Genomic DNA, 24287 nt, shown 5'->3' with positions numbered 1-24287 from the left:
TGTCGTCAGAGATTAACCTGAGTCGGGCCACCGTTGTCGCCACGATCGTTAGTATTTGGCGTGGTGGACTCAATGCCGCTTTGCACGGGTTTCGTCGGCGGCGGCGCGGTTTTATCCGCAGGTGGGAAGTACAGTGGTCCCTTCAGTCCGCAGCCAGTCAGGCTAAACAGCGTGATGAGAACGGCAAGCGTTCGGAAAGCGTTTTTCATTATAAAGTTGCCCGTAAGTTCAAATCTGTTTCTATCATCGCAGGAGAAGACACAAAAGCAAGAGTTTGCCGCTTTCCTGCAACGGGAATTATTTAGGGTTATACTGCCGGCATCACGAAAAACAGGAACAAAACCATGAACGACAGTGAATTCCATCGCCTTGCCGACAACCTGTGGATGACCATCGAAGAGCGTCTTGACGACTGGGACGGCGACAGCGATATCGATTGTGAAATCAACGGCGGCATTCTGACCCTGAGCTTCGAAAATGGCAGCAAAATTATTATTAACCGCCAGGAGCCGCTTCACCAGGTGTGGCTGGCCGCGAAACAGGGCGGCTATCATTTCGATCTGAAGGACGGGGAATGGGTTTGCGACCGTAGCGGCGTACCGTTCTGGGATCTGCTGGAACAGGCGGCGACCGCGCAGGCGGGTGAGGCTGTGAGTTTCAGGTAGTTTTGTTGCCGGGTGGCGCTGCGCTTACCCGGCCTACGGGTTCGAGCTGTTGTAGGCCCGGTAAGGCGTAGCCGCCACCGGGCGAGCGAAAAGGCTCAGGAGAAATACTGCTGCAACAGCGGCGCGGTGTCCTGATTGGCAGGCGCGGCTGGCGTTACGGCCTGTGTACGGAACGGGATCACCTGCGTACGTCCGTCGACGTTCACAATCTGGTAGAACTGCGGCAGGTTAAAGTTGATAAAGCTTGAGCCGTAGGTGAAACGGTCATGCGAAGAGGAGTAGAAGCGGCTGACGTCGCGCACCAGCTCCTCTTTACTGCCTTCACAGTGGTGATACACCTCGGCGCGGTTGGTTTCATCCAGAATGTAGATGTTGAACCCGGCATCGTCGCCCGACTCTTCAAAGAAGAACTGAATAATCCCTTCGCTGGCGAATCCGTCCACCACCTGCGGGAGCTTAACGTGGTTGGTTTCCACCTGCACCGACAGGCCATGCAGCTTGTTGTGTGAAATCGCGCCGTAGAACTCGATGGCGTTTTCCAGCTTCTGTACCGACACGTTCAGACGTTCGAAGAACAGGCCCCAGGTCTGACCGGAGACGCGCAGCGCTTTAAAGCGCCCGGTTTCCTGACGGGTGCTGGACAGACGCAGTTCGATACACTCAGAAACCAGCTGCTGCACGCGGGTACGAATTAAACCGCGCAGGTGCTGGCTGTAGCAGAACACCTCAACGCTGTCCGGCGGTGCGGCATCCTGGTGCATCTTGCCGAGAATCGTTTTCAGCGCTTCGATCATCGCCTGCTCGCCGTTGAAATGCAGGGTACGCACTTCGTTCCACGAGTTGCGGTACAGCAGATCCACGCTGCCCACCAGGCAGTTTTGCTGCTCGCCAAAGCTGAAAACGTCCAGCTTGCGGAAGTCAAAGTGAACCACCTGATTGCGGAAGGCCGCCGTCGGGTCGTATTCCAGGTTGACGATAATCGCCAGATGGCGAATTTCGCACGGGCTGTAGAGCGCTTTCGGCGTTGGGGCAGGCAGACGCAGCGGGAAGTGGTGCGACACATCCGCGACCATCTCCTGCAGCTTAGCGAGATCTACCACCTCGTTACCTTTGATAAACAGGCGCGTGCGCGAGGTCAGCAGGCCGTTAAACCAGGCCCAGGCCACCAGCTTGTTCAGGTAGCGGTTATACTCCAGCGGCTGATGGCTGATGATTGAGTCCATGCTTGGCGCACGGTTATACAGATACCACCCGGTGCGGTTTGCGCGGCCCGGCGGCACGTAGATAAAGGTCAGATTCGGTTCTGACAGGTCTGGCGAAATCTGCGGATTAACCAGGGTGACTTTGCCCGGCAGCGCTTCAAACGCGGCGTACAGCTTACGGGTCAAGACCCCGATGTCCTGCGGGCTGGCGGAAACGCTGAGGTTGTTACGGCGCGCAAAGCGGATCAGGTTACGGTAGCTTTGCATCATCGCATCGAGCAGTTCGTTGTGCGCTTCACGCACCTGATCGATTTTCCAGTTGGCCCGGTTGTCGAGCATGGACAGACGCGCTTCGTCCCATCCCCACTCTTTCACTAACTGACTGACCACTTCACGACGCCAGCCCACGCAGGCGCGCTCGCGGCTCAATTTCTCACAGACTTTGAGATAGAAACATCGACGCACCAGGTCAAGACGCGTGGTGTCATCAATGGCTTTCAGGTATTCGGTCACGCGCTCCAGCATCATGCAGTAGGCGTCCAGCCCGAAGGAGACGATCTCCCCGTCGTGCAGACGCTGCTTGATATCTTTCGCCAGCAGGCGCGGCGTAGGGTATTCCCAGGAATAGGCTTCCAGCAGCAGCGTTTTCAGCACCGCTTTGTACGGTGAGTCGATACTCTTATAGAGCTGCCAGAGGCTTGCGCCAAAGTATTCTTCGGCTGACAGAGAGCTGAGGCCGCCGAGGTCCAGCCATTCGTTTGGCGTCAGTACACCCTGCGCGTAAAGCGACATGACGTAGTCATCGTAATGCTCTTCTTCTTCGCACGGGACCATATTCCACAGAATACGCTTCCCGGCCAGACGCACGGCAGTACGGTAAAATTCATCCAGCAGTAAGATGTGCTGAGTCGAGCCGCAGTCCTCACCACCCAGACTGCCGCTTTCGTTATGGCGGAAACGGTTTTCATCAATCAGGAAGAAGCTTACTTCCACGCCGAGCGAGGCCGCCCAGCTCTCCAGCAGGCTGCACTTGCGTTGCAGCAGCTGACGCTCGTCGTTATCGAGCCAGGACTGATGGCAGACCCAGATGTCCAGGTCCGAAGAACAGCTTTGCCCTACCGATGAGGTGCTCCCCATAGAGTAAACGCCGGTAATCGGCAGTTCACCTTTTGGAGACTCCTGTGGCGGCATGCCGCGGTAGAGTTCCAGCTCGTTCAGGTAATGCTGTTGGGTTTCATCAGGCGTGAAAAGGCAAATGCCCTGGGGAACGTTACCGTCAAGGTAGCCAGGCATCAGCGGATGGTGATAGTGCAATAATGTCGGCAGCAGACTGTATACCTGCTGGAAAGCAGGGCCCATGGCAGCAAGCGCGCGATCCACACGCAGTTGATTAATGGCATCCAGTCTCTGTTTCAGAGTCTCAATATAGAGGTACAAGACGTATCGCCTGATGTTTCCGGGTGTCGCAAGCTATTCAAAACACGAATAACAGCGGACCCGCAGTATTTCAAAAAGATAACCGTTACCCTTTTTCGCCCTTATCATTTTTGGCGGTAGCGACGAAAAAATGGTCTAAAACGTGATCAATTTAACACCTTGCCGGTTGACCGTAAAGAAAGATGCGCTACATACAAGTGTAGCACCGTTCTGTACGTGTAAATTCCTGAATACGGCTATGGCTGACGAATACGCCGCCTTGTCCCTCTCACGCTTCATCAACCGTAAAACTGCCATCCCAGAGTCAACAATGTTAGGATGGTTAGCGATTGATAATGACGGTAACAAGCATGTTAGACAATGTTTTGAGAATTGCCACACGCCAAAGCCCCCTCGCGCTCTGGCAGGCACATTATGTGAAGCAGCGCCTTGAAGCCTGCCACAGTGGATTGCGCGTCGAGCTGGTGCCGATGGTCACGCGCGGTGACGTGATCCTCGACACGCCCCTGGCGAAAGTGGGCGGCAAAGGCCTGTTTGTCAAAGAGCTGGAACTGGCATTGCTTGAGAACCGCGCCGATATCGCCGTACATTCAATGAAAGACGTGCCCGTCGAGTTCCCGGAAGGGCTGGGGCTGGTGACCATCTGCGAGCGCGAAGATCCGCGCGATGCGTTTGTCTCTAACCACTATGACTCCCTCGACGCGCTGCCGGAGGGTAGCGTGGTTGGCACGTCCAGTTTACGCCGTCAGTGTCAGCTGGCAGAGCGCCGTCCTGACCTGATCATTCGCTCGCTGCGCGGTAACGTCGGCACGCGTCTGGGCAAGCTGGATAACGGCGATTACGATGCCATTATCCTCGCCGTTGCCGGCCTCAAGCGTCTGGGGCTGGAGTCGCGCATTCGCGTGGCGTTGCCGCCAGAGCTGTCGCTTCCGGCCGTGGGCCAGGGTGCCGTCGGCATCGAGTGCCGTCTGGACGATGCGCGTACCCGCGAACTGCTCGCACCGCTGAACCATGACGAGACCGCTATCCGCGTAAAAGCCGAGCGTGCGATGAATACCCGCCTCGAAGGAGGATGTCAGGTACCGATTGGCAGCTATGCTGAATTAACAGAAGGTGAGCTGTGGCTGCGCGCGCTGGTGGGCGCTCCGGACGGTTCCCAGATGGTACGCGGCGAACGTCGCGGTAAAGCGCAAGATGCCGAGCAGCTTGGCGTGTCGCTGGCGGAAGAGCTGCTGGATAACGGCGCCCGCGAGATTCTGGCTGACGTTTATAATGGAGAGCCCCCTGCATGAGTATTCTTGTCACCCGCCCTTCTCCCGCAGGAGAGCAGTTAGTGAGCCGTCTGCGCACACTGGGGCAGGTGGCCTGGAGTTTTCCGCTCATTGAATTCTCCCCCGGTCGGGAGCTCTCCGCGCTCGCCGACCAGATGAATACCCTTCAGGAAGGCGACCTGCTGTTTGCGCTGTCGCAACATGCCGTGGAATTTGCCCACGCGCAGCTGCAACAGCAGGGTTTAGCCTGGCCACTTGCCCCCCGCTATTTCGCGATTGGCCGCACAACGGCACTGGCGCTGCATACCGTAAGTAGCGCGGACGTTCGTTACCCGTTAGATCGGGAAATCAGCGAAGTCTTGCTACAATTACCTGAATTACAAACTATTGCCGGAAAACGTGCGCTCATTTTGCGCGGCAACGGTGGTCGCGAGCTGCTGGGCGAAACGCTGCGTGAACGCGGTGCAGACGTGACGTTCGTTGAGTGCTATCAGCGCTGTGCAAAACACTACGATGGCGCGGAAGAGGCGATGCGCTGGCACGCGCGCGGCATTAATACGCTGGTGGTCACCAGCGGTGAAATGTTACAACAGCTTTGGTCGCTGATACCGCTCTGGTATCGCGAAAACTGGTTACTCCGCTGTCGGCTTCTGGTCGTCAGTGAGCGTCTGGCGAACCAGGCCCGGGAACTGGGCTGGCAGGATATTCGGATCGCTGATAACGCCGACAACGATGCGCTGCTGCGCGCATTACAATAACTCTCAAATGGGAAGCCATAATGACGGAACACGACAAATCCTCCGCCGTGGTTGAAGAGACCAGGGAGACTGTGGAGACGACGCCACAGCCAGAGACGACTGAGAAAACCGCTGAGAAGAAAAACGGCAGCAACAAAACGAGCCTCGCGCTGAGCGCGATTGCCATCGCCATTGCGCTGGCAGCAGGGGTTGGCCTGTACGGTCTGGTGAAGCAACAGGGTGCGAATCAGACGTCCACCAGCGATGCGCTGGTGAATCAGCTCACTGCCCTGCAAAAAGCGCAGGAGACGCAGAAAACCGAGCTGGAAACGGTGATTAAGCAGCAGGCCGCCGCGCTTGCCGAGGCGAACAGCAAACAGGAAGAGCTGGCTAAACAGCTGGGCGACGTGCAGCAGAAAGTCGCCACGATTTCCGGTACCGATGCCAAAACCTGGCTGCTCTCGCAGGCTGACTTCCTGGTGAAGCTCGCCGGACGTAAGCTCTGGAGCGATCAGGACGTCACCACTGCCGCCGCGCTGCTGAAAAGCGCCGACGCGAGCCTGGCAGACATGAACGACCCGAGCCTTATCACGGCCCGTCGCGCGATCACCGAGGACATCGCCAGCCTCTCCGCCGTCTCGCAGGTGGATTACGACGGCATTATCCTTAAGGTGAACCAGCTGTCGAATCAGATTGATAACCTGCAGCTGGCGGATAACAACGACGACGATTCCCCGATGGATTCCGACGGTACCGAGCTTTCCAGCTCCCTGAGCGAATGGCGCATAAACCTGCAGAAAAGCTGGCAGAACTTTATGGACAGCTTCATCACTATCCGCCGTCGCGACGAAACCGCCGTGCCGCTGCTGGCGCCGAACCAGGATATCTATCTGCGCGAGAACATTCGTTCCCGCCTGCTGGTGGCGGCTCAGGCCGTGCCGCGTCATCAGGAAGAGACGTACAAACAGGCGCTGGATAATGTCTCAACGTGGGTACGCGCCTACTACAACACCGATGATGCGACCACCACAGCCTTCCTCGAAGACATTGATAAGCTGAGCCAGCAGAACATCACCATGAACGTGCCGGATAAGCTGGCCAGCCAGCCGATTCTGGAGAAACTGATGCAGACGCGCGTACGTAACCTGCTGGCGCAGCCGGGCGTACCGGCAGAGCCGACGGACGGAGCGGCACCTGCCCCGGCTCCGGCGCCTGAAAGCGCACCGCAAGGAGAGTAATGATGCTAAAAGTTCTCTTACTCTTCATCCTGCTGATCGCCGGGATCGTGCTGGGACCTATGCTTGCGGGTCATCAGGGTTACGTCCTGATCCAGACGGATAACTACAACATTGAAACCAGCGTAACCGGCCTGACGATCATTCTGATCCTCGGCGTGGTGGTGCTGTTTGCGATCGAGTGGATCCTGCGCCGTATTTTCCGCACCGGTGCCCACACGCGCGGCTGGTTCGTTGGCCGTAAACGCCGCCGCGCCCGCAAGCAGACCGAACAGGCGCTGCTTAAGCTTGCCGAGGGTGACTATCAGCAGGTTGAAAAGCTGATGTCGAAAAACGCCGACCATGCCGAACAGCCGGTGGTGAATTATCTGCTCGCTGCCGAAGCGGCGCAGCAGCGCGGTGACGAAGCCCGCGCCAATCAGCATCTGGAGCGGGCGGCAGAGCTGGCCCACGGCGACCCGATTCCTGTAGAAATCACGCGCGTTCGCCTGCAGCTGGCGCGCAATGAAAATCACGCGGCGCGTCACGGTATCGATCGCCTGCTGGAAGTTGCGCCACGTCATCCGGAAGTGCTGCGTCTTGCCGAGCAGGCGTATATTCGTACCGGCGCCTGGGGTTCGCTGCTGGACATCATTCCGTCGATGGCGAAGGCCGAGGTGGGCGACGATGAACATCGTGATGAGCTTCAGCGTCTGGCATGGATTGGCCTGATGGATCAGGCGCGCGCCGACCTGGGCAGCGACGGTCTGAAAACGTGGTGGAAGAATCAGAGCCGTAAGACGCGCCAGCAGGTTCCTCTGCAGGTCGCCATGGCGGAACATCTTATTGAATGTGACGATCATGACACGGCTCAGGAGATCCTCCTCGATGGCCTGAAGCGCCAGTATGACGATCGTCTGGTGATGGTGATCCCGCGTCTGAAAACCAATAATCCTGAGCAAATCGAAAAAGTGCTGCGTCAGCAGATTAAAACCGTCGGTGACCGCCCGCTGCTGTGGAGCACGCTCGGTCAGTCGCTGATGAAGCACGGAGAATGGCAGGAGGCGAGCCTCGCCTTCCGCGCGGCGCTGAAGCAGCGTCCGGACGCGTTTGACTACGCGTGGCTTGCCGATACGCTGGACAAGCAGCACAAGCCGGAAGAGGCAGCCGCCATGCGGCGTGATGGGTTGCTGTTAACGCTGCAAAATAACGGTACGCAGCCGTAAATAAAAGGAGGCCAGAGGGCCTCCTTTTTTTATCGCATTTCTCCTGCTACATTCTTTACACCCACATCTGCAAACGAACCTGCCAATGTAACGATGTCTTTTCATTAACCTTTTTTCACACACGCGCACATTTTGCAGCGTGGACTAAATCGTTTTTGAAAGGAAATCTCCATGAACTCGCTTTTGTATGCGCTTATCCAGGCGCTGCGTTGCCACCTCTGGCTGCGCCTGCTTGCCTGTGCTTTTATCTTTTCTTCGCTGGGGAATGGCTTAACCCAGGTCGTGGTCTTCGGTTTGCTGCTGGCGTGGTCAGCCCCGCCCGCTCTGCTCACTCTCGCTTTTCTTTTCGCTACGGTACCAGGGTTCATCGGCAGTATCTTCGGCGAAAAGCTATGCTCACGCTTTTCGCCGATATCCCTGCTGATACTGACCGAGGGGCTGGGCCTGCTCGCCCTGCTCTTTCCCCTGCTTGGTGTGGGTTACCACAGCGTTGCCGCATTGCTCGCCGTACAATCCACCGAAGCCCTGCTCAGCGGGATGAGCTGGCCCGCGCTGACTTTGCTCTTTAAGCGCGGACTTAGCGAAGCGGAGCTGCCCGCTGCAACCTGTCTGGAAAATGTGATTTTTGCTTCTCAGGTGTTGTTAGGGACCGGCCTGGGCGTGGTGCTGTTTCAGAAGACATCCGTGTTTACCCTGCTGGCTATTGATGCCGCCAGCTTTCTCGGGTCAGTGGTACTGCTATGGCTGGCTGGGCGCCGGTTTTCTCCGGCACCACATCCCACCGCTATGGAAAGGGGAGTTTCTGCAACATTACGCTGGCAGGCGTTGACCGTTCGGCAAAAACGCAGCCTGCTCATCCTGCCGGCGCTGGCTGCCGTCGGCTCACCGGCGATGGCGCTTCTTCCAGCACTGGCCCAGCAGCTTAGTCCTCAGGATGCGGCGGGCCTTGCTTTGCCTCTGCTTTTCGCGAGGAGTCTGGGGCAGCTTTGTGGCCCCCTGCTGCTAAAAAAAGAGAGCCTGACGCACATTGCGGCCCACACGCCGCGAATAATCGTTTGCCTGAGCATCTTTCTGGCCGCTTATGGCATGCTGCCTTTTTTGTCCGGGTGGACGGTATGCGCGCTGGGGATGATCTTTATCGCACATCTGGCCTCGAATGTTCTCTTCGCAGCGGGCACGTTTGGCGTACTCAGTAGTTTTCCTCTCACGCAAACCGCTTCGGCCAGCGGTAAAGCCTGGCGCTGGCAAACGCTTAGCGCCTCTCTTTTCACCGGCATTGCAGCGGCGGTAGCTTCAGCGTTTGGCTCCGTACAGGCGCTCTATGCTGTCTCTGCATCGGCCCTGCTGATGGTTGCCCTGATCATGCGCCTGTATCGGGAATAAGGCATAAAAAAACGCCTGCTATAAAAGCAGGCGTTAAAACAGGTCTGTAAGACAACATATTTGGTGCTTCACTCAACGTTGTGTCCATGGTGTCTGATGAGGCCGAAGCGACATCTGTCAGTGGACGATAAGCACCGTAAATGGCTCTGCGTCATTCCTGAGTTTATGAGGCACTAAGGCGAACATAAGAGATGGAATGAGCATCTACACGCATATTATTGCACGTAACGTGCCAACATGACACCCAGAACTTTTACATGACGCAACATTTTAAGATAAAAGGAAATTATGCTGCCTGGCACCGTCTTAGGCTTTACAACGTATCGGGAAAAGGCGGGAATATGTCGCCAGGAGGAGACAGCAAAACCCATAAATAGTTATTTATTTAATTTTCAATGAGTTGCATGTCGCTGGATTGCGACAAAGAAAAAGGACGCTGTCGGGGCATGACTACAGGGATGAGAAGCCGCAGAAAACAAAAAACCCCGCCGAAGCGGGGTTCAAAATTGGTCGGCGAGAGAGGATTCGAACCTCCGACCCACTGGTCCCAAACCAGTTGCGCTACCAAGCTGCGCTACTCGCCGATGTACTGCTTTTTGAATTTTTAGTTCAATTCATTTAAAAAGTCGTGGTGCGAGGGGGGGGACTCGAACCCCCACATCCAAAGGACACTAACACCTGAAGCTAGCGCGTCTACCAATTCCGCCACCTTCGCAATTCACAACTCTTTCAAATAATGGGGTGGCTAATGGGATTCGAACCCACGACAACTGGAATCACAATCCAGGGCTCTACCAACTGAGCTATAGCCACCACTGTATTCTTTCACGCGGTACTGACTACTTCTCAGACCACCGCAGCTCTAGCGCCGGGACTAAAATGGCGCGCCCGACAGGATTCGAACCTGAGACCTCTGCCTCCGGAGGGCAGCGCTCTATCCAGCTGAGCTACGGGCGCTTAGCGCCGTTGCGGGGCTGGATATTACGTACCTCCGTCCCCGCTGTCTAGTGCTTTTTTGAAAAAAATGCGCGTTTGGTTATGGTTTGCACATTTTGCCGCTTATTCCTCCACTTTCTGCGTTGTGCCGCGGCGACCCAGGCCAAAAAGCTTATATGCAGCCGTTACAGCCGCCAGGAAGATCATCCCGACAAACAGCGACATGCGGGTATCTTCATTAAAGTACATGCCGATTAATACGCAAATCAGGAACGCCATCGTCAAATAGTTCGCATAGGGGAACAGAATTGAGCGGAACGGATGGCTTTCAATCGCTTTTTTATGCGCATGACGGAAACGCAGCTGGCTGATGAGGATAACAAACCACGGCACCATGCCCGGCAGTACGCTGGCGCTGTAGACGTAAACGAACACGCGCTGCGGGTTAGGAATGATGTAATTCAGGCAAGAGCCAATCAGCAGGATTACAATGGAGACCGCCACACCCGCCACCGGTACGCCGGCACGTGAAACTTTACTCATCGCCGCAGGCAGCTGGTTATTCTTCGAAAGCGCATAGAGCATACGCCCGCAGCTGTACATCCCGCTGTTACAGCCTGACAGCGCTGCCGTCAGGACCACAAAGTTGATGATACCCGCCGCCGCCGTGATACCAATTTTGGCGAAGGTTAATACAAACGGGCTACCCGTCGTGCCAATTTCGTTCCACGGGAAGATGGTCACGATGACGAAGATCGCGCCCACATAGAAAATCAGGATACGCCACAGCACTTTGCCCACCGCGCTACGCAGCGTGACCTGCGGGTTTTTCGCTTCACCGGCGGTAATACCGATCAGCTCCACGCCCTGATACGAGGCCACAACGATACACAGCGCCGTCAGGAAGCCCTTCCAGCCGCCGGCGAAGAAGCCGCCGTTTTCGGTCAGGTTGCCAAAGCCGATAGCGTGTCCACCGTTGCCAAAGCCGAAGAAAATCACGCCCAGGCCGACGACAATCATCACGATAATCGTGGTGACTTTGATCATTGCGAACCAGAACTCAATTTCACCGTAAAGGCGCACGGCGGCCAGGTTTGCCAGCGCCACCAGCCCCACGGCAATGAGCGCGGGTATCCACTGGACCATGTCCGGGAACCAGAACTGGACGTAGACCCCTATCGCGGTGATCTCTGAGATGCCCACCGCCATCCACATAAACCAGTATGACCAGGCCGTCAGGTAGCCGAAGAAGGGGCTCATATAGCGATGCGCGTAAACGGCGAACGAGCCGGTTACCGGCTCCAGGAAGAGCATTTCGCCCATGGAACGCATGATGAAGAAAACAAACAGCCCGGCGATAATATACGCCAGTAATACGGAAGGGCCTGCCCATTTGAGCGTGCTTGCGGAGCCCATAAACAGGCCCACGCCGATAGTGCCGCCCAGCGCTATCAGTTCAATATGACGAGCTTCCAGCCCACGCTGTAGCTCCGGTTGTTTCTCTGCCATAGATCCTCGATTGTGTTTGCTGTTTCCCGGCTTAATACCGGGTATTGTTTTTTAGGGGTACTAAAATACGGAGCGAATGGTTTCCTAAAATCTGCCAAATGGCAAACGATGCATTAAAAAAATGAATGCATTGCACAGATTATCAGCAGTTTTGCAGGCGAGTTGCAGCGCGAATAGCATATCGCGCTACATTTTGATTACATTTTCCCGGTGTAATGCCAGGCGAGGTAGCGAAGCAGACGGATCTGTCGTTTAATGCGCGTCGGTTGCGATAGCAGGCGGTACAGCCACTCCAGCCCCAGATTTTGCCAGACCTTTGGCGCACGCTTAACGTGGCCGGTAAAGACGTCGTACGTGCCGCCGACGCCCATGTAGAGGGCATCAGGACAGACCAGACGGCAGTCGCGCATCAGGATCTCCTGGCGCGGGGAGCCCATCGCCACGGTGACAATTTTCGCCCCGCTGTCACGAACGCGCTCAAACAGAGCCTGTCGATCTTCCGGTTTGAAGTAACCATCCTGGCTGCCGACAATATTAACATTCCATTGACGACGCAGTTTCTCCTCCGTCTGGGCCAGTATCTCCGGCTTTCCGCCAATCAGGAACACGGGCGTACCCTGCGCACCTGCGCGGGCCATAAGCTGCTCCCAGAGATCGGCCCCCGCCACGCGGGATACATTAGCGTCAGGATACTTTTTACGGATAGAGCGGACCACGCTGATCCCGTCCGCGTATTTAAATTCAGCCGCTTCAATCAGGCTTTTGACTTCCGCATTATCCTCAACCGCCAGCATTTTTTCCGCGTTGATGGCCACCAGCGTACCGGATTTCATCTGGCCGTCGGCGAACAGAAAGTCCAGCGCGTGCTGCATGTCGCGCCAGCCAATAAGCTGCAGGCCACGTAGCGCGTAGCGCGGTGCAGAAATTTTATCAGTCATTACTATCCTTACTCAGACTTGCGACAGCGTTGTGCTGCCCTGCCGCTCGCGCTTGTGCACGAGCCCTGCGCTGTCAAACAGCCAGTACAGCAGTTTGGCCAGCAACAGGCAGAGGCCGAAAACGACCATGAAGAACACCACGCGCGAAACGAACGAGTCCAGCCCTTCGCGCGCCAGAACGATCATATTGAAAATGGCACCAAAGCAGAAACTGTGCAAAATGGCGGCTTTATAGCGGTTGGTCTCTTCGTTGCCGCGCAGGTAAAGCCAGTCGAACCACTTGATAATCAGCCCCACGGCAACCGCCCCGGGCAGAATGAACCACGCCCCCCCCATCACCACCAGGGAACCAATCAGCGTTGGCGAGATTGCCAGACCGGAATGGTTGTTCAGCACTTCCCAGGTAAAGTAATTCGCCGTGTTAAGCACCACGCCGGGCCGGTCCGGCCATAGCCAGGAAGGGATAAAGACGTAGAAGTCGCGAACAATCGGCGCCAGCCCCTGGAAATCAATCTTGTCGTAGTTTTGCAGCAGCAATGCCAGGTTTTCCCACGGCGAGAAGGTATCGCGCGTCAGGTAGAGGAACGTGTAAAACGCCTCATCGCCCGCCACGTTCATCCCGTAGCGCTTCAGCGCCAGCCAGAACATCCCGACAATGCCAAACACGCCTGCCGCAACCAGCATCCACAGCGAGATCCAGCCGCGGATGATGCCGATAAACAGGAATATGGCGAAGGCGATGATGATGTTCGCGCGCGTGCCGCCCACAATCATGTAGGTCAGAATGCCAAACGCGACGGTGCTGACCAGAAAGAACAGCCACGCTTTGCTGTCCTGGCGCAGGAAAAAGACCACCAGCATCGCAGGGATGAAGAAGTAGAAGAAACGCTTAAGCGCCACGCCCGAGACTTCGGCCGAAAAAATCTGGCTGTAGGAGTGGAGCTTAAACAGCAGAAAGCCGTTATGCATAAAGAAGATACCGACGCTGACCAGGGCGATGGTCATCAGCATCACCCACGTCAGGTGGGTTTCCACCCGATTCATGGTAAAAAGCGGCCGACGCGGGACAGCAGCCTGCGCTGAACGCAGACGCGTTTTATAGGTGACGTAGTAGACGGCATAGAAGCAGGTCGCCGCCAGAAGCGCCTGGAGCAGGATTTCCGGCGGTGCGACGCTCACGTCAAAACGGAAGACCAGAATGCTGGTCAGCGGGAAGCCGAAAAAGAAGGTCAGCAGAAACAGTAACGAGAAGAATACATTAAAGTTGAACCGCACCCGGCGGAATTCAAACCAGGTAAGCGTGGCGATAAACAGGGCGCTCAGAAGCCAGACAACCAGTAAGCCGCTGAATTGCAACTGACTCATGCTTTGTCTCCTGAAGCGATACGCAGCGCACGGTGCCACGGCGTGAGGTAATTCGGGCTGAAAAAATCGATGCTATTTTTATCCACCAGCGTGAGCTGGCGTTGGGCTTCCCGTACCACCTCGACATTCAGCGTGTCTGAGGTAAACAGCACCGGAATATGCTGCTCGGCCATGTCCTGCCAGAACGGGTTGTCGCGGTTGAGCACGCACGGTACACCCGCCTGAATCAGCAGACACAGCGTGCCGATTCCCTGCTGTCGGGCAAAGATGAAATAGCCAAGATCGCATTTTCTCAGCAGCGCAAGATACTCATCAAATTCCAGCCTATCGCTGAGGATGTGCAGATTTTCTGCACTAAACAGCGCAAGTCCCTGCTGGCGAACCTCAGCAATATAGGCGTCGTTGTTGGCAGGATAGCCCATCGGCACCACCACGTTCACCGTGTCGCCGAACTGCTGATGCACCGCCCTGAGCGCTGCGACGTGTTCATTACTGCGATCGCCGGAATTCCCCACCAGGATCGTTAGCTTGCCTTCACGCACCGCGTCATTCGCCATGGCGTTCAGCGCCGGATCCATGCGGGTTGGGAAATAGAGCAGTTCTCCGCGCACGTTCGGGTGCTGTTTAGCAAAATAGTTGAGATCGCCACGGGTGGCAAACACACAGCCCACGCGCCCCTGCGCCATGCGGCGCAGCGGATAGAAAAGACGGAATTTCCAGCCGCGGGAGACTTCGTAGAGATCGGCTCCCCAGATATGCCAGCTGAACTGGGAGGGTTTAATCCCCCCGTTGAGCAGCGCCAGCCACAGGCCGGTATTGAACTGCCCGTGGAAAAAGAAACGTTGCTTACGATCCGCCTTGGCTCTGGCAACGACCGCCTTCGCCAGCGCGGCCTTATCCGGCCAGAAGCGAATCGTCAGCGCCGGAAACGCCTCGCTCAGGCCCTTATCCTGACCTGCAACCATAAACTCACGCGCATCAGGATTACCCGATGCGAGCTCGCCGTTGAAGAACCGCAAAACGGTCTGGTTATGGTGTGGGATATCCGATCCCAGGATGTGAATCAGTGCAGTCATGCGCGTTTACGCCACAATAAAAATACGCCGCAACAGGCGGCGAAATAAACGATATAGGTTGCCATGTAGGCCTGAGCCGCCCCCAGCGCACCGTGCGCGGGTATCAGCCAGTGTGAAAATGCTGTCAGTAACGCAAACTGGCTAATTTCCGCCAGGATATACATCCGCAGGGACGCTTTTGCAATCACCAGATAGCCAAAAACGTAAGCACCCACTTTCAGTACATCACCCACCAGCTGCCAGGCAAAGAGATCGCGCATGGCGGTGAACTTCGCCGAGAACAGCAGCCAGATGGCGACATCGCGCAGTAGCCAGACGGTAAAGCTGGCCGCCGCGACGGCTGGCAGCACAAAGCGCAGCGATCGGAAAATCTCACGGGTAATATCCTGTCTGGACGTCAGACGCGACAAGGTTGGCAGCAGGTAAACGCTAAAGGAAGCCGTAATAAACTGGAGATAGGCGTCGGAAATACTGCTTACGCCCTGCCAGATCCCCACTTCATCCCAGCTATAATGCGCCGCCAGCAAATTTCGCATCATCACGTAGGCTACCGGCAGCGTGACGGAGGTGATGAGCGCCATCAGGGTAAATTTACCCAGCTGGCTGGCAAGCATCGTGTCCCATTGCGGTTTCAGGTAGCTCAGAGGGATGACGCCCCGACGCATCAGCATAAATGCCGCAGGTACAACAACCAGTGCCGGGACCAGCGCCAGCCCCAGCAGTGCGCCTTCATAGCCGCCCAGGCGATAGCAAAAGTAATAGGCAATCACGCCGATGACGCTGCCCAGGATTAAGGCAAGCGCGTTCCCGGCGGCATCACGAAAACCTTTCATCAGCGCCAGCAGCAGGTTAGCCCAGGCAATACCCATCTGAACCAACGCGACCAGACGCACCAGCCCCTGATAATGGGTATGACCGAACAATCCCTGACTGATGGGCGCCGCCGCCAGCAGAAAGACAATCGCCATCAGGGTCGAAAAACCCGTGACCATCGCCGAAGAGGTACCCACCACTCTGCGCAGCTGAGCCGCATCATCGTGATACTGCGCAACGTATTTGGTGACGCCGTTGAAGATACCGGCACCGGCCAGCACGCCAAGGACGGTGACAAGCTGGCGGAAATTACCCGCCAGCCCCACACCAGAGGGGCCAAATGAGACGGCCAACAGCTTGACGACCAGCAGCCCGGCGCCAATTTTTACAAGCGTGGACGCGGCGGTCCACACCGATGCTTTTGCCAGAGACATATCAGCCGAAATAACTCAGAAGGGTATTAATCACCGTACGCTGGTTAACAGGCGCGAGGTTGTAGAACAGTGGCAGGCGAAGCAAACGCTCACTTTCTTTGGTGGTGTAACGATCTTCACCCGCGAACGTGCCAAACGCTTCGCCGGCCGGGCTGGAGTGCAGCGGGATGTAGTGGAACACCGCCATAATTTCGGCCTCTTTCAGCCAGGCGATGAGCTCGCTGCGGTCGTCGTTATCGCGCAGCTTGATGTAGAACATATGCGCGTTGTGGACGCAATCTGACGGGATGGTCGGCAGCTCAATACGCCCGGCTTTGGCCAGAGGCTCAAGCGCATCGTAATACGTTTGCCACAGGGAAAGACGCTGAAGGTTGATACGTTCCGCCGCTTCCAGCTGCGCCCACAGGTACGCCGCCTGCAGATCCGCCATCAGATAGCTGGAGCCGATATCGCGCCAGGTGTATTTATCTACCTGTCCCCGGAAGAACTGGCTGCGGTTGGTGCCTTTTTCGCGGATCACTTCCGCACGCTCCACGAGAGCCCGGTCGTTAATCAGCGTCGCGCCACCTTCTCCACCCGCCGTGTAGTTTTTGGTTTCGTGGAAGCTAAAGCAGCCAATGTGGCCGATCGTGCCCAGCGCGCGTCCCTTGTAGGTGGACATCACGCCCTGCGCCGCATCTTCCACCACGAACAGATTATGTTTTTTGGCGATGGCCATGATGGTGTCCATTTCACAGGCCACGCCCGCGTAGTGAACCGGCACGATCGCGCGCGTTTTGTCGGTGATCGCCGCTTCAATCAGCGTCTCATCAATGTTCATGGTGTCCGGGCGGATATCCACAAAGACGATTTTCGCTCCGCGCAGGACAAAGGCGTTTGCGGTGGAAACGAAGGTATAGCTCGGCATAATCACTTCATCACCGGGCTGGATATCCAGCAGCAGCGCCGCCATTTCCAGCGATGCCGTACAGGATGGGGTCAGCAGCACTTTGGCGCTGCGAAAACGCTGTTCCATCCACTGCTGACAGCGACGGGTAAAACCGCCGTCACCACAGAGTTTGCCGCTGCCCATGGCAGACTGCATATAGTCGAGTTCAGTTCCGACAACGGGTGGTGCGTTAAATGGAATCATCTTGTCACCTGTATAACCAGTAGGCGGTGGCGTCGATGTTGGCACCACTCGCAATGTAACGTTTAAGCGCGGCGGTGTTGCCCAGTTGGGTCGCGACCCGCAGCGTCACAAGCTGTTGCTGCTGCGCCCAGTGCAGCGCCGCCTGCATGAGTTTCTCACCCATGCCGCGCCCGGCTAATAAGCCGATACGCGCCTCGCGCTCGTTGAGCTTACGCAGCGAGACGAACCCCTGGATTTGACCGTCCCCTGCACGGAAAACCAGGCAGACGTGGTCAAAGGTGCCTTTGACCGCATTTTCTATCCACTGGGCATAGAAACGTCCGCTATCGTCAGGTGCATACCAGGGAGCACGAAAGCGGCTCTGAGCAAATGCCTGGGCCGCCATCTGACGCAGCGCGGGGATGTCCTGCTCTGTTGCAATTTCCGCGCCGGACGCATCGTGCCGGGTAAGGTTAATGGAAAGGTCTACCTCACCTTCAACCAGTTGAAAGCCGTGTTGCTGGAGCGCATCAAGCAGATCGGCTCGCTCCGCCGGGATCTTAGCCTGCACCCGTTGCCAGGCGATAAAATCCGGTTCAGCCAGCACCGACGCATCATCACGCAGACGCACGATGGCCGACGGCAGGCCGAAAAAGGCACTCTCCCACTGCAGGGACTCGAGCACCCCATTCAGGCTGTTCAACGCCAGACACCTTTGGTATCCACAATATACTGCTGACGAACGGCATCGCCGGACGTTGCTTTAAACTCTTTATGATCCACCAGCAGCACCAGCACGTCCGCCGTCGCCAGCGCGTCGTCCAGCGCCGTCAGCGTGCAGTGTTGTCCCGCCAGTTTTGCCGGCAATTGATGGATATTCGGCTCAACCACCAGCGTTTCACCCTTGTGCCATTCGGCAATCATCTCAGCAATTTCCATCGCCGGGCTTTCACGCAGATCGTCAATATTGGGTTTGAATGCCAGACCAAAGCAGGCAATTTTCAGCTCGCTGGCGCGCTTGCCGCTCTCTGCCAGACAATCCGCTACCGTCGCTTTAACCTGATTGAGTACCCAGTGAGGCTTGCTGTCGTTCACTTCACGCGCGGTGCGAATCAGACGCGCCTGCGCCGGATTTTGCGCCACGATAAACCACGGGTCGACGGCGATACAGTGTCCGCCCACGCCCGGACCTGGCTGGAGAATATTCACGCGCGGATGGCGATTCGCCAGACTAATCAGCTCCCAGACGTTAATCCCCTGATCGGCACAGATCAGCGACAGTTCGTTCGCAAAGGCGATATTGACGTCGCGGAAGCTGTTCTCCGTCAGCTTGCACATCTCGGCGGTGCGGGAGTTGGTCACCACGCATTCACCTTCCAGGAAAATCTTGTACAGCGCGCTGGCACGTTCGGAACAGACGGGCGTCATACCGCCAATGACGCGGTCGTTTTTAATCAGTTCGACCATCACCTGACCCGGTAACACGCGCTCCGGACAGTAAGCGATGTTGATATCCGCCTGTTCACCCGCCTGCTGCGGGAAGCTTAAATCAGGGCGCGCGTCGGCCAGCCACTGTGCCATCTGCTCGGTAGCGCCGACCGGAGATGTTGATTCCAGGATCACCAGCGCCCCTTTCTTCAGCACAGGCGCGATGGATTTTGCCGCCGCCTCGACGAACGCCATGTCGGGCTCGTGGTCGCCTTTAAATGGAGTGGGGACGGCAATCAGGTAGGCATCCGCTTCAACTGGCGTCGTGCTGGCACGCAGGAAGCCCCCCTCCACCGCCTCTTTCACCACGCGGTCAAGATCGGGCTCCACAATATGAATCTCGCCACGGTTAATGGTTTCTACCGCCCGTGCGTTGATATCCACACCGACAACCTGTTTCTGACGAGAGGCAAACGCGGCCGCAGTAGGCAAGCCAATGTAGCCAAGACCAATGACCGAGATGGTAGTAAAACTCATAGCGATACCCGATTGTGTTTAAGTGCTTGCAAAATACGGCCACAAGCCTGCCCGTCTCCGTACGGATTATGGGCCCGGCTCATCGCCTGATACGCTTCATCGTCATGCAGCAGGCGCGTGACCTCTTCGACGATGAGCTGCGCGTTGGTGCCGACCAGCCGCACCGTACCGGCTTTGACGGCTTCCGGACGTTCGGTCGTTTCACGCATCACCAGCACCGGTTTGCCGAGGGATGGCGCTTCTTCCTGAATTCCGCCGGAATCGGTGAGGATCAGCCAGGCGTGGTTCATCAGCCAGACAAACGGCATGTAGTCCTGAGGTTCAATCAGAAGGACATTGTCGACATGGCCCAGGATCCGGTTAACCGGCTCGCTGACGTTAGGGTTAAGGTGTACTGGATAGACAATTTGCACATCATCGTTCTGCGCGGCGATTTCAGCCAGCGCGTGACAGATTTGCTCGAAACCCCGGCCAAAGCTTTCGCGACGGTGGCCAGTAACCAGAATGGTTTTTTTACCGTTGTGAAGGAACGGATAGCGGGCAGCGAGCTCTTTCTGAAGCTCGCTATTTGCCAGGACGCGGTCACGTACCCAAATTAACGCGTCAATGACCGTATTGCCGGTCACAAAGATTTTGTTATCGGCGATATTTTCACGCAGCAGGTTCTGACGCGAGTTTTCCGTTGGCGCAAAGTGGAACATCGCCAGATGACCCGTTAACGTGCGGTTGGCCTCCTCCGGCCACGGCGAATAAAGATTGCCGGTACGCAGACCCGCCTCAACATGCCCCACGGGAATTCGCTGGTAAAACGCGGCCAGGCTTGTCGCCACGGTTGTGGTGGTATCACCGTGAACCAGCACCACGTCAGGCTTGAATGACTCCAGGATCGGCTTTAGCTCTTGCAGAATGCGACAGGTTATTTCCGTTAATCCTTGCCCCGGTTTCATAATATTAAGGTCGTAATCCGGGACGATGGAGAAGAGCGTTAAAACCTGATCGAGCATCTCACGGTGTTGGGCAGTGACGCACACTTTCGCTTCAATATCAGGATCGCAGGCCAGCGCATGAACCAGAGGTGCCATCTTAATGGCCTCCGGCCTGGTGCCAAATACGGTTAGTACTTTCACATCGATTCTCTTCGATTAGGCGATGAAGGCCGCAGCCTTCATCGTAGACGGCGTTCTTAGTTTTTGCGACGACGCGTTAACGCCACGCCAGCGCCCGTCAGTGCGCCTACAATCCCCCACATAATCATCAGGAATGCACGACGCGGACTATCGCGTTTTACAGGTTCTTCAGGCGTTCGCAAATAACGATAGGTCTGAAAACGCGGGTCCAGAGATGGACCGACATTAAGCGTATTGAGCATCGCGCGATTTTGATCGTAATCGAGGTCAAAATCAGGACCGACGGCCTGGAGGTTTTCCAGACGCGCCTGCAACATAGGGCGACCAAGGAGGAACATCTCTGAATCAGGCAGCTCATCGGCCGGCACGTCAGTCTCAGTACGGGAAATATTGCGCTGTTCTGCAATTTTCAGCGCCTGCTCAATGTTATGCACACGGCGACCGAAAATGGTATTCGCCACCTCTTCCTGACGTTTCACCTGGGCTTTCATCTGGATGGTACGAGCCGCCCAGGCACCTTTAAGCTCTTCGTTAAGATGGCTTGCGGCACGCTGGCTGGCAAACGCGACGTACTGACGCAACAGGTTGTTGGCATCCGGCGCGGTTTCTGCAATCAGCTTGACGCTGTCATTCACGTTACGCAGCGCGTCGCCCGGCATAAACTGAATATTGTTAATCAGATCGTCCAGCAGGGCGGCGTCGGCTTTTGTATTATCAACCCGGCGCTGCTTGTAGTAATCCGTCTGGGACCAGAAATCGCGGCGGGTATCCCACGAAGCCAGCTGCATCACAAACTCTTTATAGGCTTCATCCATAACGGAAGCCTGGTCTGGCGTTGCAAGACTGGCTTTGATGTCCAGGTTACGCAGGAATTGCTGCTGGGAATAGTATCCCCCGAGCATGTTAACCGTTGGCTTGTCTGTGATTGCCGTGGCGCTCCACTCTTGTTTTGCAAAGAACGTATAGGCCAGCGCTAACAGTGCAAACCCCAGCGCGATCCCCGCAATCCAAAGTTTGCCTGCCCATAACACGCGAAACAAACCCCGAATATCCAGTTCATTCTCAGTTACCACTGATTTCGCTCCCGCCAACGGTTGAGTCATCATAGTCCCGGTTTTACTTAGTTAATGTTGTGTTTTTGCCACTGTTACGACGCATCCTGCGTTTAAGACGTTTAATAAATCGCGCCACTTTCCATGCGCGTTTAATGCAGTAGCCGTACAGGAAAAATGCCAGCAAGAATAATGCCAACATAACCCACTCAGGAATAATATGAGAATATTCTGCAGCTACACCAATCGCGGCCAAAATAGCGGCGGCCAGAGTAATCAGCACAAACGCCTGACGAGAAGTAAAACCCGCACGCATGATGAGATGATGAATATGTTGGCGGTCAGGAGAGAAAGGACTCATCCCTTTGCGCAGGCGGCGATACATAATCGCAACCATATCCATTAATGGAATGGCAATAATCCACAGCGCGGTTACGGGACTTATCGGATGGGTTTGACCCTGTGTGGTTTCAAGCAGGATCCAGATAACCGTAAAACCAATCAGCGTACTGCCCGCGTCACCCATAAAGACTTTATAACGACGGCCCAGCACACCGAGGTTTAGGAGGATATAAGGCAGAATGGCGGCAATCATGGCAAAACACCACATTGCCAGACTGTACTGACCATCAAACCATAAAATAATGCCGATTGCGGCGAACGAGACGGACGACAACCCACCGAGCAGGCCGTCAATGCCATCCACCATGTTGAAAGCATTGATTGCCGCCCAGACGGCAAAGAGTGTCAGGAAGAAGCCAAATGGACCCAGGACTAACTCCCAGGGGCCAAATACATAGCCTAGGCTTCGCAGATACAGTCCGCCCACTACCATCATCACCACGCCAATCGCCGCCTGAACGGTAGCGCGTATTTTCACCGCAATATCGAACCGGTCATCAAGGGCCCCGACTAACACCAGAACACCGGCGCAGGCGATGTAGAGGGCGGCATGCGGGATATAATAATCGGCAATACCAAACGTGAAGCAAATCCCTGCGTAAACAGAAATCCCGCCGACTAAAGGAATAAGTCCCTGATGGCGTTTACGAAAATTTGGCTTATCCACCAACCCTATTCGTTTTGCCACCTTGCGCGCAATGAACAAAAAACAGGTTGTGAATAAAAAAATACTGATCAGTTCAGTAACGGCGGTGAATAGATTCACAATGGATTGCTCTCAACAAATGTTAGTCCCGGAAGTATAACCATGAAGCCACAGCCTCAGAAGTAATAAAGATGGCTTCTGACTACTCCCTTTGTATATTTTTCAATCAATTATTTCTTTAGCTGCACAAACGACCCTATTGTCGCACCGACCGGTCAAAATTGGGAGTAGATGGTACTAGCGTATAGTCCATAAAAGAAAAACGCCACGTAAAAACGTGGCGTTCGCTGGCTTTATTTGCGTTACGAGCGTTTCATCATGTCGAAGAAATCGTCGTTGGTTTTGGTCATCGCCAGTTTGTTAATGAGGAACTCCATCGCGTCAATTTCACCCATTGGATGGATGATTTTGCGCAGGATCCACATTTTCTGCAGCTCTTCCTGCGTGGTGAGCAGCTCTTCTTTACGGGTACCGGAACGGTTGTAGTCGATAGCCGGGAAGACGCGTTTCTCAGCGATTTTACGAGAAAGGTGCAGTTCCATGTTACCTGTACCTTTAAATTCCTCGTAAATTACTTCGTCCATTTTAGAACCGGTATCGATCAGCGCCGTGGCGATGATGGTCAGGCTACCGCCCTCTTCCACGTTACGTGCGGCACCGAAGAAGCGTTTCGGGCGATGCAGGGCGTTAGCATCCACACCACCGGTCAGTACTTTACCTGACGCCGGAACGACGGTGTTGTAGGCACGCGCCAGACGGGTGATGGAGTCAAGCAGGATGATCACGTCTTTCTTGTGCTCAACCAGGCGTTTCGCCTTCTCGATAACCATTTCCGCAACCTGAACGTGGCGAGATGCCGGTTCGTCGAAGGTAGAAGCAACCACTTCACCTTTAACCAGACGCTGCATCTCGGTCACTTCTTCCGGACGTTCGTCGATCAGCAGCACCATCAGCACGCAGTCTGGGTGGTTATAAGCGATGCTCTGCGCGATGTTCTGCAGCAGCATGGTTTTACCCGCTTTTGGCGGTGCCACAATCAGACCACGCTGGCCGCGACCAATTGGTGATGCCAGATCCAGAACACGCGCGGTTAAGTCTTCAGTTGAACCGTTACCACGCTCCATGCGCAGGCGAGAGTTCGCGTGCAGCGGCGTTAAGTTCTCGAAGAGGATCTTATTACGCGAGTTTTCCGGTTTGTCGAAGTTAACTTCATTGACTTTCAACAGCGCAAAGTAGCGTTCACCCTCTTTAGGAGGACGAATCTTACCTGAAATGGTGTCACCAGTGCGGAGGTTGAAACGGCGGATTTGGCTGGGGGATACGTAGATGTCGTCAGGGCCGGCGAGGTAGGAGCTGTCTGCAGAGCGGAGGAAACCAAATCCGTCTTGCAATATCTCCAGCACACCGTCGCCAAAGATATCTTCGCCACTCTTAGCGTGCTGCTTCAGGATGGCGAAAATGATGTCCTGCTTGCGCATACGGGCCTGGTTTTCCAGTCCCATATTTTCGCCGAGAGTGATCAGCTCAGAAACCGGCGTATTCTTTAATTCGGTAAGATTCATAATGGTGTGGGTTCTTAAACTCGGGGTGATTCTCGAACTTAATGTTGTGAATGGTATGGCAGGGTCATCCATGCCTGTTTAGCGGCCATCAACTCATGTCTGTTCGCTGTCTGGTCACAGGGAAAGAACGCAGAACTGAAACGACAAGACGGATTG

General features: G+C 55.7%; 20 protein-coding genes and 4 tRNA genes. 6 read left to right on the top strand and 18 right to left on the bottom strand.

Translation table 11 applies throughout. From position 1 onward, the window contains the following. Positions 1 to 5 precede the first annotated feature (5 nt). Positions 6 to 209: an LPS translocon maturation chaperone LptM gene (gene lptM / locus HCH49_RS21740; protein ID WP_014885650.1), complete on the bottom strand. Its 204-nt coding sequence runs from the start codon at positions 207 to 209 to the stop codon at positions 6 to 8. A gap of 135 nt (positions 210 to 344) precedes the next feature. On the opposite strand from lptM, the gene cyaY reads away from it, so the two are divergent. Next, complete coding sequence (cyaY, locus tag HCH49_RS21735) at positions 345 to 665, top strand: iron donor protein CyaY (protein ID WP_023333807.1); 321 nt, start codon at positions 345 to 347, stop codon at positions 663 to 665. A gap of 95 nt (positions 666 to 760) precedes the next feature. Here cyaY and cyaA read toward each other — a convergent pair whose 3' ends face one another. After that, positions 761 to 3304, bottom strand: a complete 2544-nt coding sequence (gene cyaA / locus HCH49_RS21730) for a class I adenylate cyclase (protein WP_023309629.1) — start codon at positions 3302 to 3304, stop codon at positions 761 to 763. A gap of 350 nt (positions 3305 to 3654) precedes the next feature. On the opposite strand from cyaA, the gene hemC reads away from it, so the two are divergent. The 5 genes from hemC to HCH49_RS21705 all read left to right on the top strand — a co-directional run bounded on the left by hemC (position 3655) and on the right by HCH49_RS21705 (position 9135). After that, positions 3655 to 4596: a hydroxymethylbilane synthase gene (hemC, locus tag HCH49_RS21725; RefSeq protein WP_033146903.1), complete on the top strand. Its 942-nt coding sequence runs from the start codon at positions 3655 to 3657 to the stop codon at positions 4594 to 4596. Next, the gene (gene hemD, locus HCH49_RS21720; RefSeq protein WP_033146904.1) at positions 4593 to 5333 is read left to right on the top strand and encodes a uroporphyrinogen-III synthase; all 741 of its coding nucleotides are present in this window, start codon (positions 4593 to 4595) and stop codon (positions 5331 to 5333) included. The genes hemC and hemD overlap by 4 nt, the downstream gene beginning before the upstream one ends. A 20-nt stretch (positions 5334 to 5353) precedes the next feature. After that, positions 5354 to 6550 (top strand): uroporphyrinogen-III C-methyltransferase, encoded by a 1197-nt coding sequence (gene hemX / locus HCH49_RS21715; protein WP_033146905.1) that lies wholly within the window; start codon positions 5354 to 5356, stop codon positions 6548 to 6550. 2 nt (positions 6551 to 6552) lie between these two features. Next, a complete protein-coding gene (gene hemY, locus HCH49_RS21710; RefSeq protein WP_069303414.1) occupies positions 6553 to 7752 on the top strand; it encodes a protoheme IX biogenesis protein HemY in 1200 nt (399 codons plus the stop codon). 171 nt (positions 7753 to 7923) lie between these two features. Continuing rightward, the gene (locus HCH49_RS21705) at positions 7924 to 9135 is read left to right on the top strand and encodes an MFS transporter (protein ID WP_221703331.1); all 1212 of its coding nucleotides are present in this window, start codon (positions 7924 to 7926) and stop codon (positions 9133 to 9135) included. 507 nt (positions 9136 to 9642) lie between these two features. Here HCH49_RS21705 and HCH49_RS21700 read toward each other — a convergent pair. From HCH49_RS21700 to rho, 16 genes are all read right to left on the bottom strand, one after another. Beyond that, a tRNA-Pro gene (locus HCH49_RS21700) sits at positions 9643 to 9719 on the bottom strand. A 45-nt stretch (positions 9720 to 9764) separates the two neighbouring features. Beyond that, positions 9765 to 9850: transfer RNA gene (locus HCH49_RS21695), tRNA-Leu, on the bottom strand. 22 nt (positions 9851 to 9872) lie between these two features. Beyond that, a tRNA-His gene (locus HCH49_RS21690) sits at positions 9873 to 9948 on the bottom strand. 67 nt (positions 9949 to 10015) lie between these two features. Continuing rightward, positions 10016 to 10092 (bottom strand) — tRNA-Arg (locus HCH49_RS21685). Positions 10093 to 10194: 102 nt separating this feature from the next. Beyond that, positions 10195 to 11580, bottom strand: coding sequence for a bifunctional threonine/serine APC transporter ThrP (gene thrP / locus HCH49_RS21680; protein WP_023309635.1), 1386 nt, complete (start codon positions 11578 to 11580; stop codon positions 10195 to 10197). Positions 11581 to 11777: 197 nt separating this feature from the next. Next, positions 11778 to 12518: a lipopolysaccharide N-acetylmannosaminouronosyltransferase gene (gene wecG, locus HCH49_RS21675; RefSeq protein WP_029739560.1), complete on the bottom strand. Its 741-nt coding sequence runs from the start codon at positions 12516 to 12518 to the stop codon at positions 11778 to 11780. Between the two features lie 12 nt (positions 12519 to 12530). Next, positions 12531 to 13883, bottom strand: a complete 1353-nt coding sequence (gene wzyE, locus HCH49_RS21670) for an ECA oligosaccharide polymerase (RefSeq protein WP_033146908.1) — start codon at positions 13881 to 13883, stop codon at positions 12531 to 12533. Next, positions 13880 to 14959 carry a TDP-N-acetylfucosamine:lipid II N-acetylfucosaminyltransferase gene (locus tag HCH49_RS21665; RefSeq protein WP_221703330.1) on the bottom strand — a complete coding sequence of 360 codons (1080 nt, stop codon included), beginning with the start codon at positions 14957 to 14959 and terminating at the stop codon, positions 13880 to 13882. The genes wzyE and HCH49_RS21665 overlap by 4 nt, the downstream gene beginning before the upstream one ends. Beyond that, the gene (wzxE, locus tag HCH49_RS21660) at positions 14956 to 16206 is read right to left on the bottom strand and encodes a lipid III flippase WzxE (RefSeq protein ID WP_045888450.1); all 1251 of its coding nucleotides are present in this window, start codon (positions 16204 to 16206) and stop codon (positions 14956 to 14958) included. Before wzxE ends, HCH49_RS21665 begins: the two co-directional genes overlap by 4 nt. Position 16207: 1 nt before the next feature. Further along, on the bottom strand, positions 16208 to 17338 hold the full coding sequence (gene rffA, locus HCH49_RS21655) for a dTDP-4-amino-4,6-dideoxygalactose transaminase (protein ID WP_210867621.1): 1131 nt from the start codon (positions 17336 to 17338) through the stop codon (positions 16208 to 16210). A gap of 4 nt (positions 17339 to 17342) precedes the next feature. Then, on the bottom strand, positions 17343 to 18020 hold the full coding sequence (gene rffC, locus HCH49_RS21650; RefSeq protein WP_221703329.1) for a dTDP-4-amino-4,6-dideoxy-D-galactose acyltransferase: 678 nt from the start codon (positions 18018 to 18020) through the stop codon (positions 17343 to 17345). After that, positions 18017 to 19282 carry a UDP-N-acetyl-D-mannosamine dehydrogenase gene (gene wecC, locus HCH49_RS21645; protein WP_143347703.1) on the bottom strand — a complete coding sequence of 422 codons (1266 nt, stop codon included), beginning with the start codon at positions 19280 to 19282 and terminating at the stop codon, positions 18017 to 18019. The genes rffC and wecC overlap by 4 nt, the downstream gene beginning before the upstream one ends. Beyond that, positions 19279 to 20409 (bottom strand): non-hydrolyzing UDP-N-acetylglucosamine 2-epimerase, encoded by a 1131-nt coding sequence (gene wecB, locus HCH49_RS21640; protein WP_221703328.1) that lies wholly within the window; start codon positions 20407 to 20409, stop codon positions 19279 to 19281. The genes wecC and wecB overlap by 4 nt, the downstream gene beginning before the upstream one ends. A 56-nt stretch (positions 20410 to 20465) precedes the next feature. Then, on the bottom strand, positions 20466 to 21512 hold the full coding sequence (wzzE, locus tag HCH49_RS21635) for an ECA polysaccharide chain length modulation protein (RefSeq protein ID WP_033146914.1): 1047 nt from the start codon (positions 21510 to 21512) through the stop codon (positions 20466 to 20468). 13 nt (positions 21513 to 21525) lie between these two features. Continuing rightward, positions 21526 to 22629: a UDP-N-acetylglucosamine--undecaprenyl-phosphate N-acetylglucosaminephosphotransferase gene (gene wecA / locus HCH49_RS21630; RefSeq protein WP_023309645.1), complete on the bottom strand. Its 1104-nt coding sequence runs from the start codon at positions 22627 to 22629 to the stop codon at positions 21526 to 21528. A 242-nt stretch (positions 22630 to 22871) separates the two neighbouring features. Continuing rightward, the gene (rho, locus tag HCH49_RS21625) at positions 22872 to 24131 is read right to left on the bottom strand and encodes a transcription termination factor Rho (protein ID WP_008501566.1); all 1260 of its coding nucleotides are present in this window, start codon (positions 24129 to 24131) and stop codon (positions 22872 to 22874) included. Positions 24132 to 24287 lie beyond the last annotated feature (156 nt).

Origin of the sequence: Enterobacter sp. Y17 (genome assembly GCF_019730495.1) — a bacterium.
Classification (GTDB): domain Bacteria; phylum Pseudomonadota; class Gammaproteobacteria; order Enterobacterales; family Enterobacteriaceae; genus Enterobacter; species Enterobacter asburiae_B.
This window is presented reverse-complemented; position numbering and strand designations above follow the sequence as displayed.

Bases quoted from the DNA above. Each gene is read 5' to 3' on its own strand.
- lptM (WP_014885650.1), bottom strand. From the start codon at position 209: ATGAAAAACGCTTTCCGAACGCTTGCCGTTCTCATCACGCTGTTTAGC.
- wzzE (WP_033146914.1), bottom strand. From the start codon at position 21,512: ATGACTCAACCGTTGGCGGGAGCGAAATCAGTGGTAACTGAGAATGAA.
- wzxE (WP_045888450.1), bottom strand. From the start codon at position 16,206: ATGTCTCTGGCAAAAGCATCGGTGTGGACCGCCGCGTCCACGCTTGTA.
- wecC (WP_143347703.1), bottom strand. From the start codon at position 19,282: ATGAGTTTTACTACCATCTCGGTCATTGGTCTTGGCTACATTGGCTTG.
- HCH49_RS21665 (WP_221703330.1), bottom strand. From the start codon at position 14,959: ATGACTGCACTGATTCACATCCTGGGATCGGATATCCCACACCATAAC.
- HCH49_RS21705 (WP_221703331.1), top strand. From the start codon at position 7,924: ATGAACTCGCTTTTGTATGCGCTTATCCAGGCGCTGCGTTGCCACCTC.
- hemD (WP_033146904.1), top strand. From the start codon at position 4,593: ATGAGTATTCTTGTCACCCGCCCTTCTCCCGCAGGAGAGCAGTTAGTG.
- rho (WP_008501566.1), bottom strand. From the start codon at position 24,131: ATGAATCTTACCGAATTAAAGAATACGCCGGTTTCTGAGCTGATCACT.
- thrP (WP_023309635.1), bottom strand. From the start codon at position 11,580: ATGGCAGAGAAACAACCGGAGCTACAGCGTGGGCTGGAAGCTCGTCAT.
- hemC (WP_033146903.1), top strand. From the start codon at position 3,655: ATGTTAGACAATGTTTTGAGAATTGCCACACGCCAAAGCCCCCTCGCG.
- hemX (WP_033146905.1), top strand. From the start codon at position 5,354: ATGACGGAACACGACAAATCCTCCGCCGTGGTTGAAGAGACCAGGGAG.
- rffA (WP_210867621.1), bottom strand. From the start codon at position 17,338: ATGATTCCATTTAACGCACCACCCGTTGTCGGAACTGAACTCGACTAT.
- cyaY (WP_023333807.1), top strand. From the start codon at position 345: ATGAACGACAGTGAATTCCATCGCCTTGCCGACAACCTGTGGATGACC.
- wecG (WP_029739560.1), bottom strand. From the start codon at position 12,518: ATGACTGATAAAATTTCTGCACCGCGCTACGCGCTACGTGGCCTGCAG.
- hemY (WP_069303414.1), top strand. From the start codon at position 6,553: ATGCTAAAAGTTCTCTTACTCTTCATCCTGCTGATCGCCGGGATCGTG.
- wzyE (WP_033146908.1), bottom strand. From the start codon at position 13,883: ATGAGTCAGTTGCAATTCAGCGGCTTACTGGTTGTCTGGCTTCTGAGC.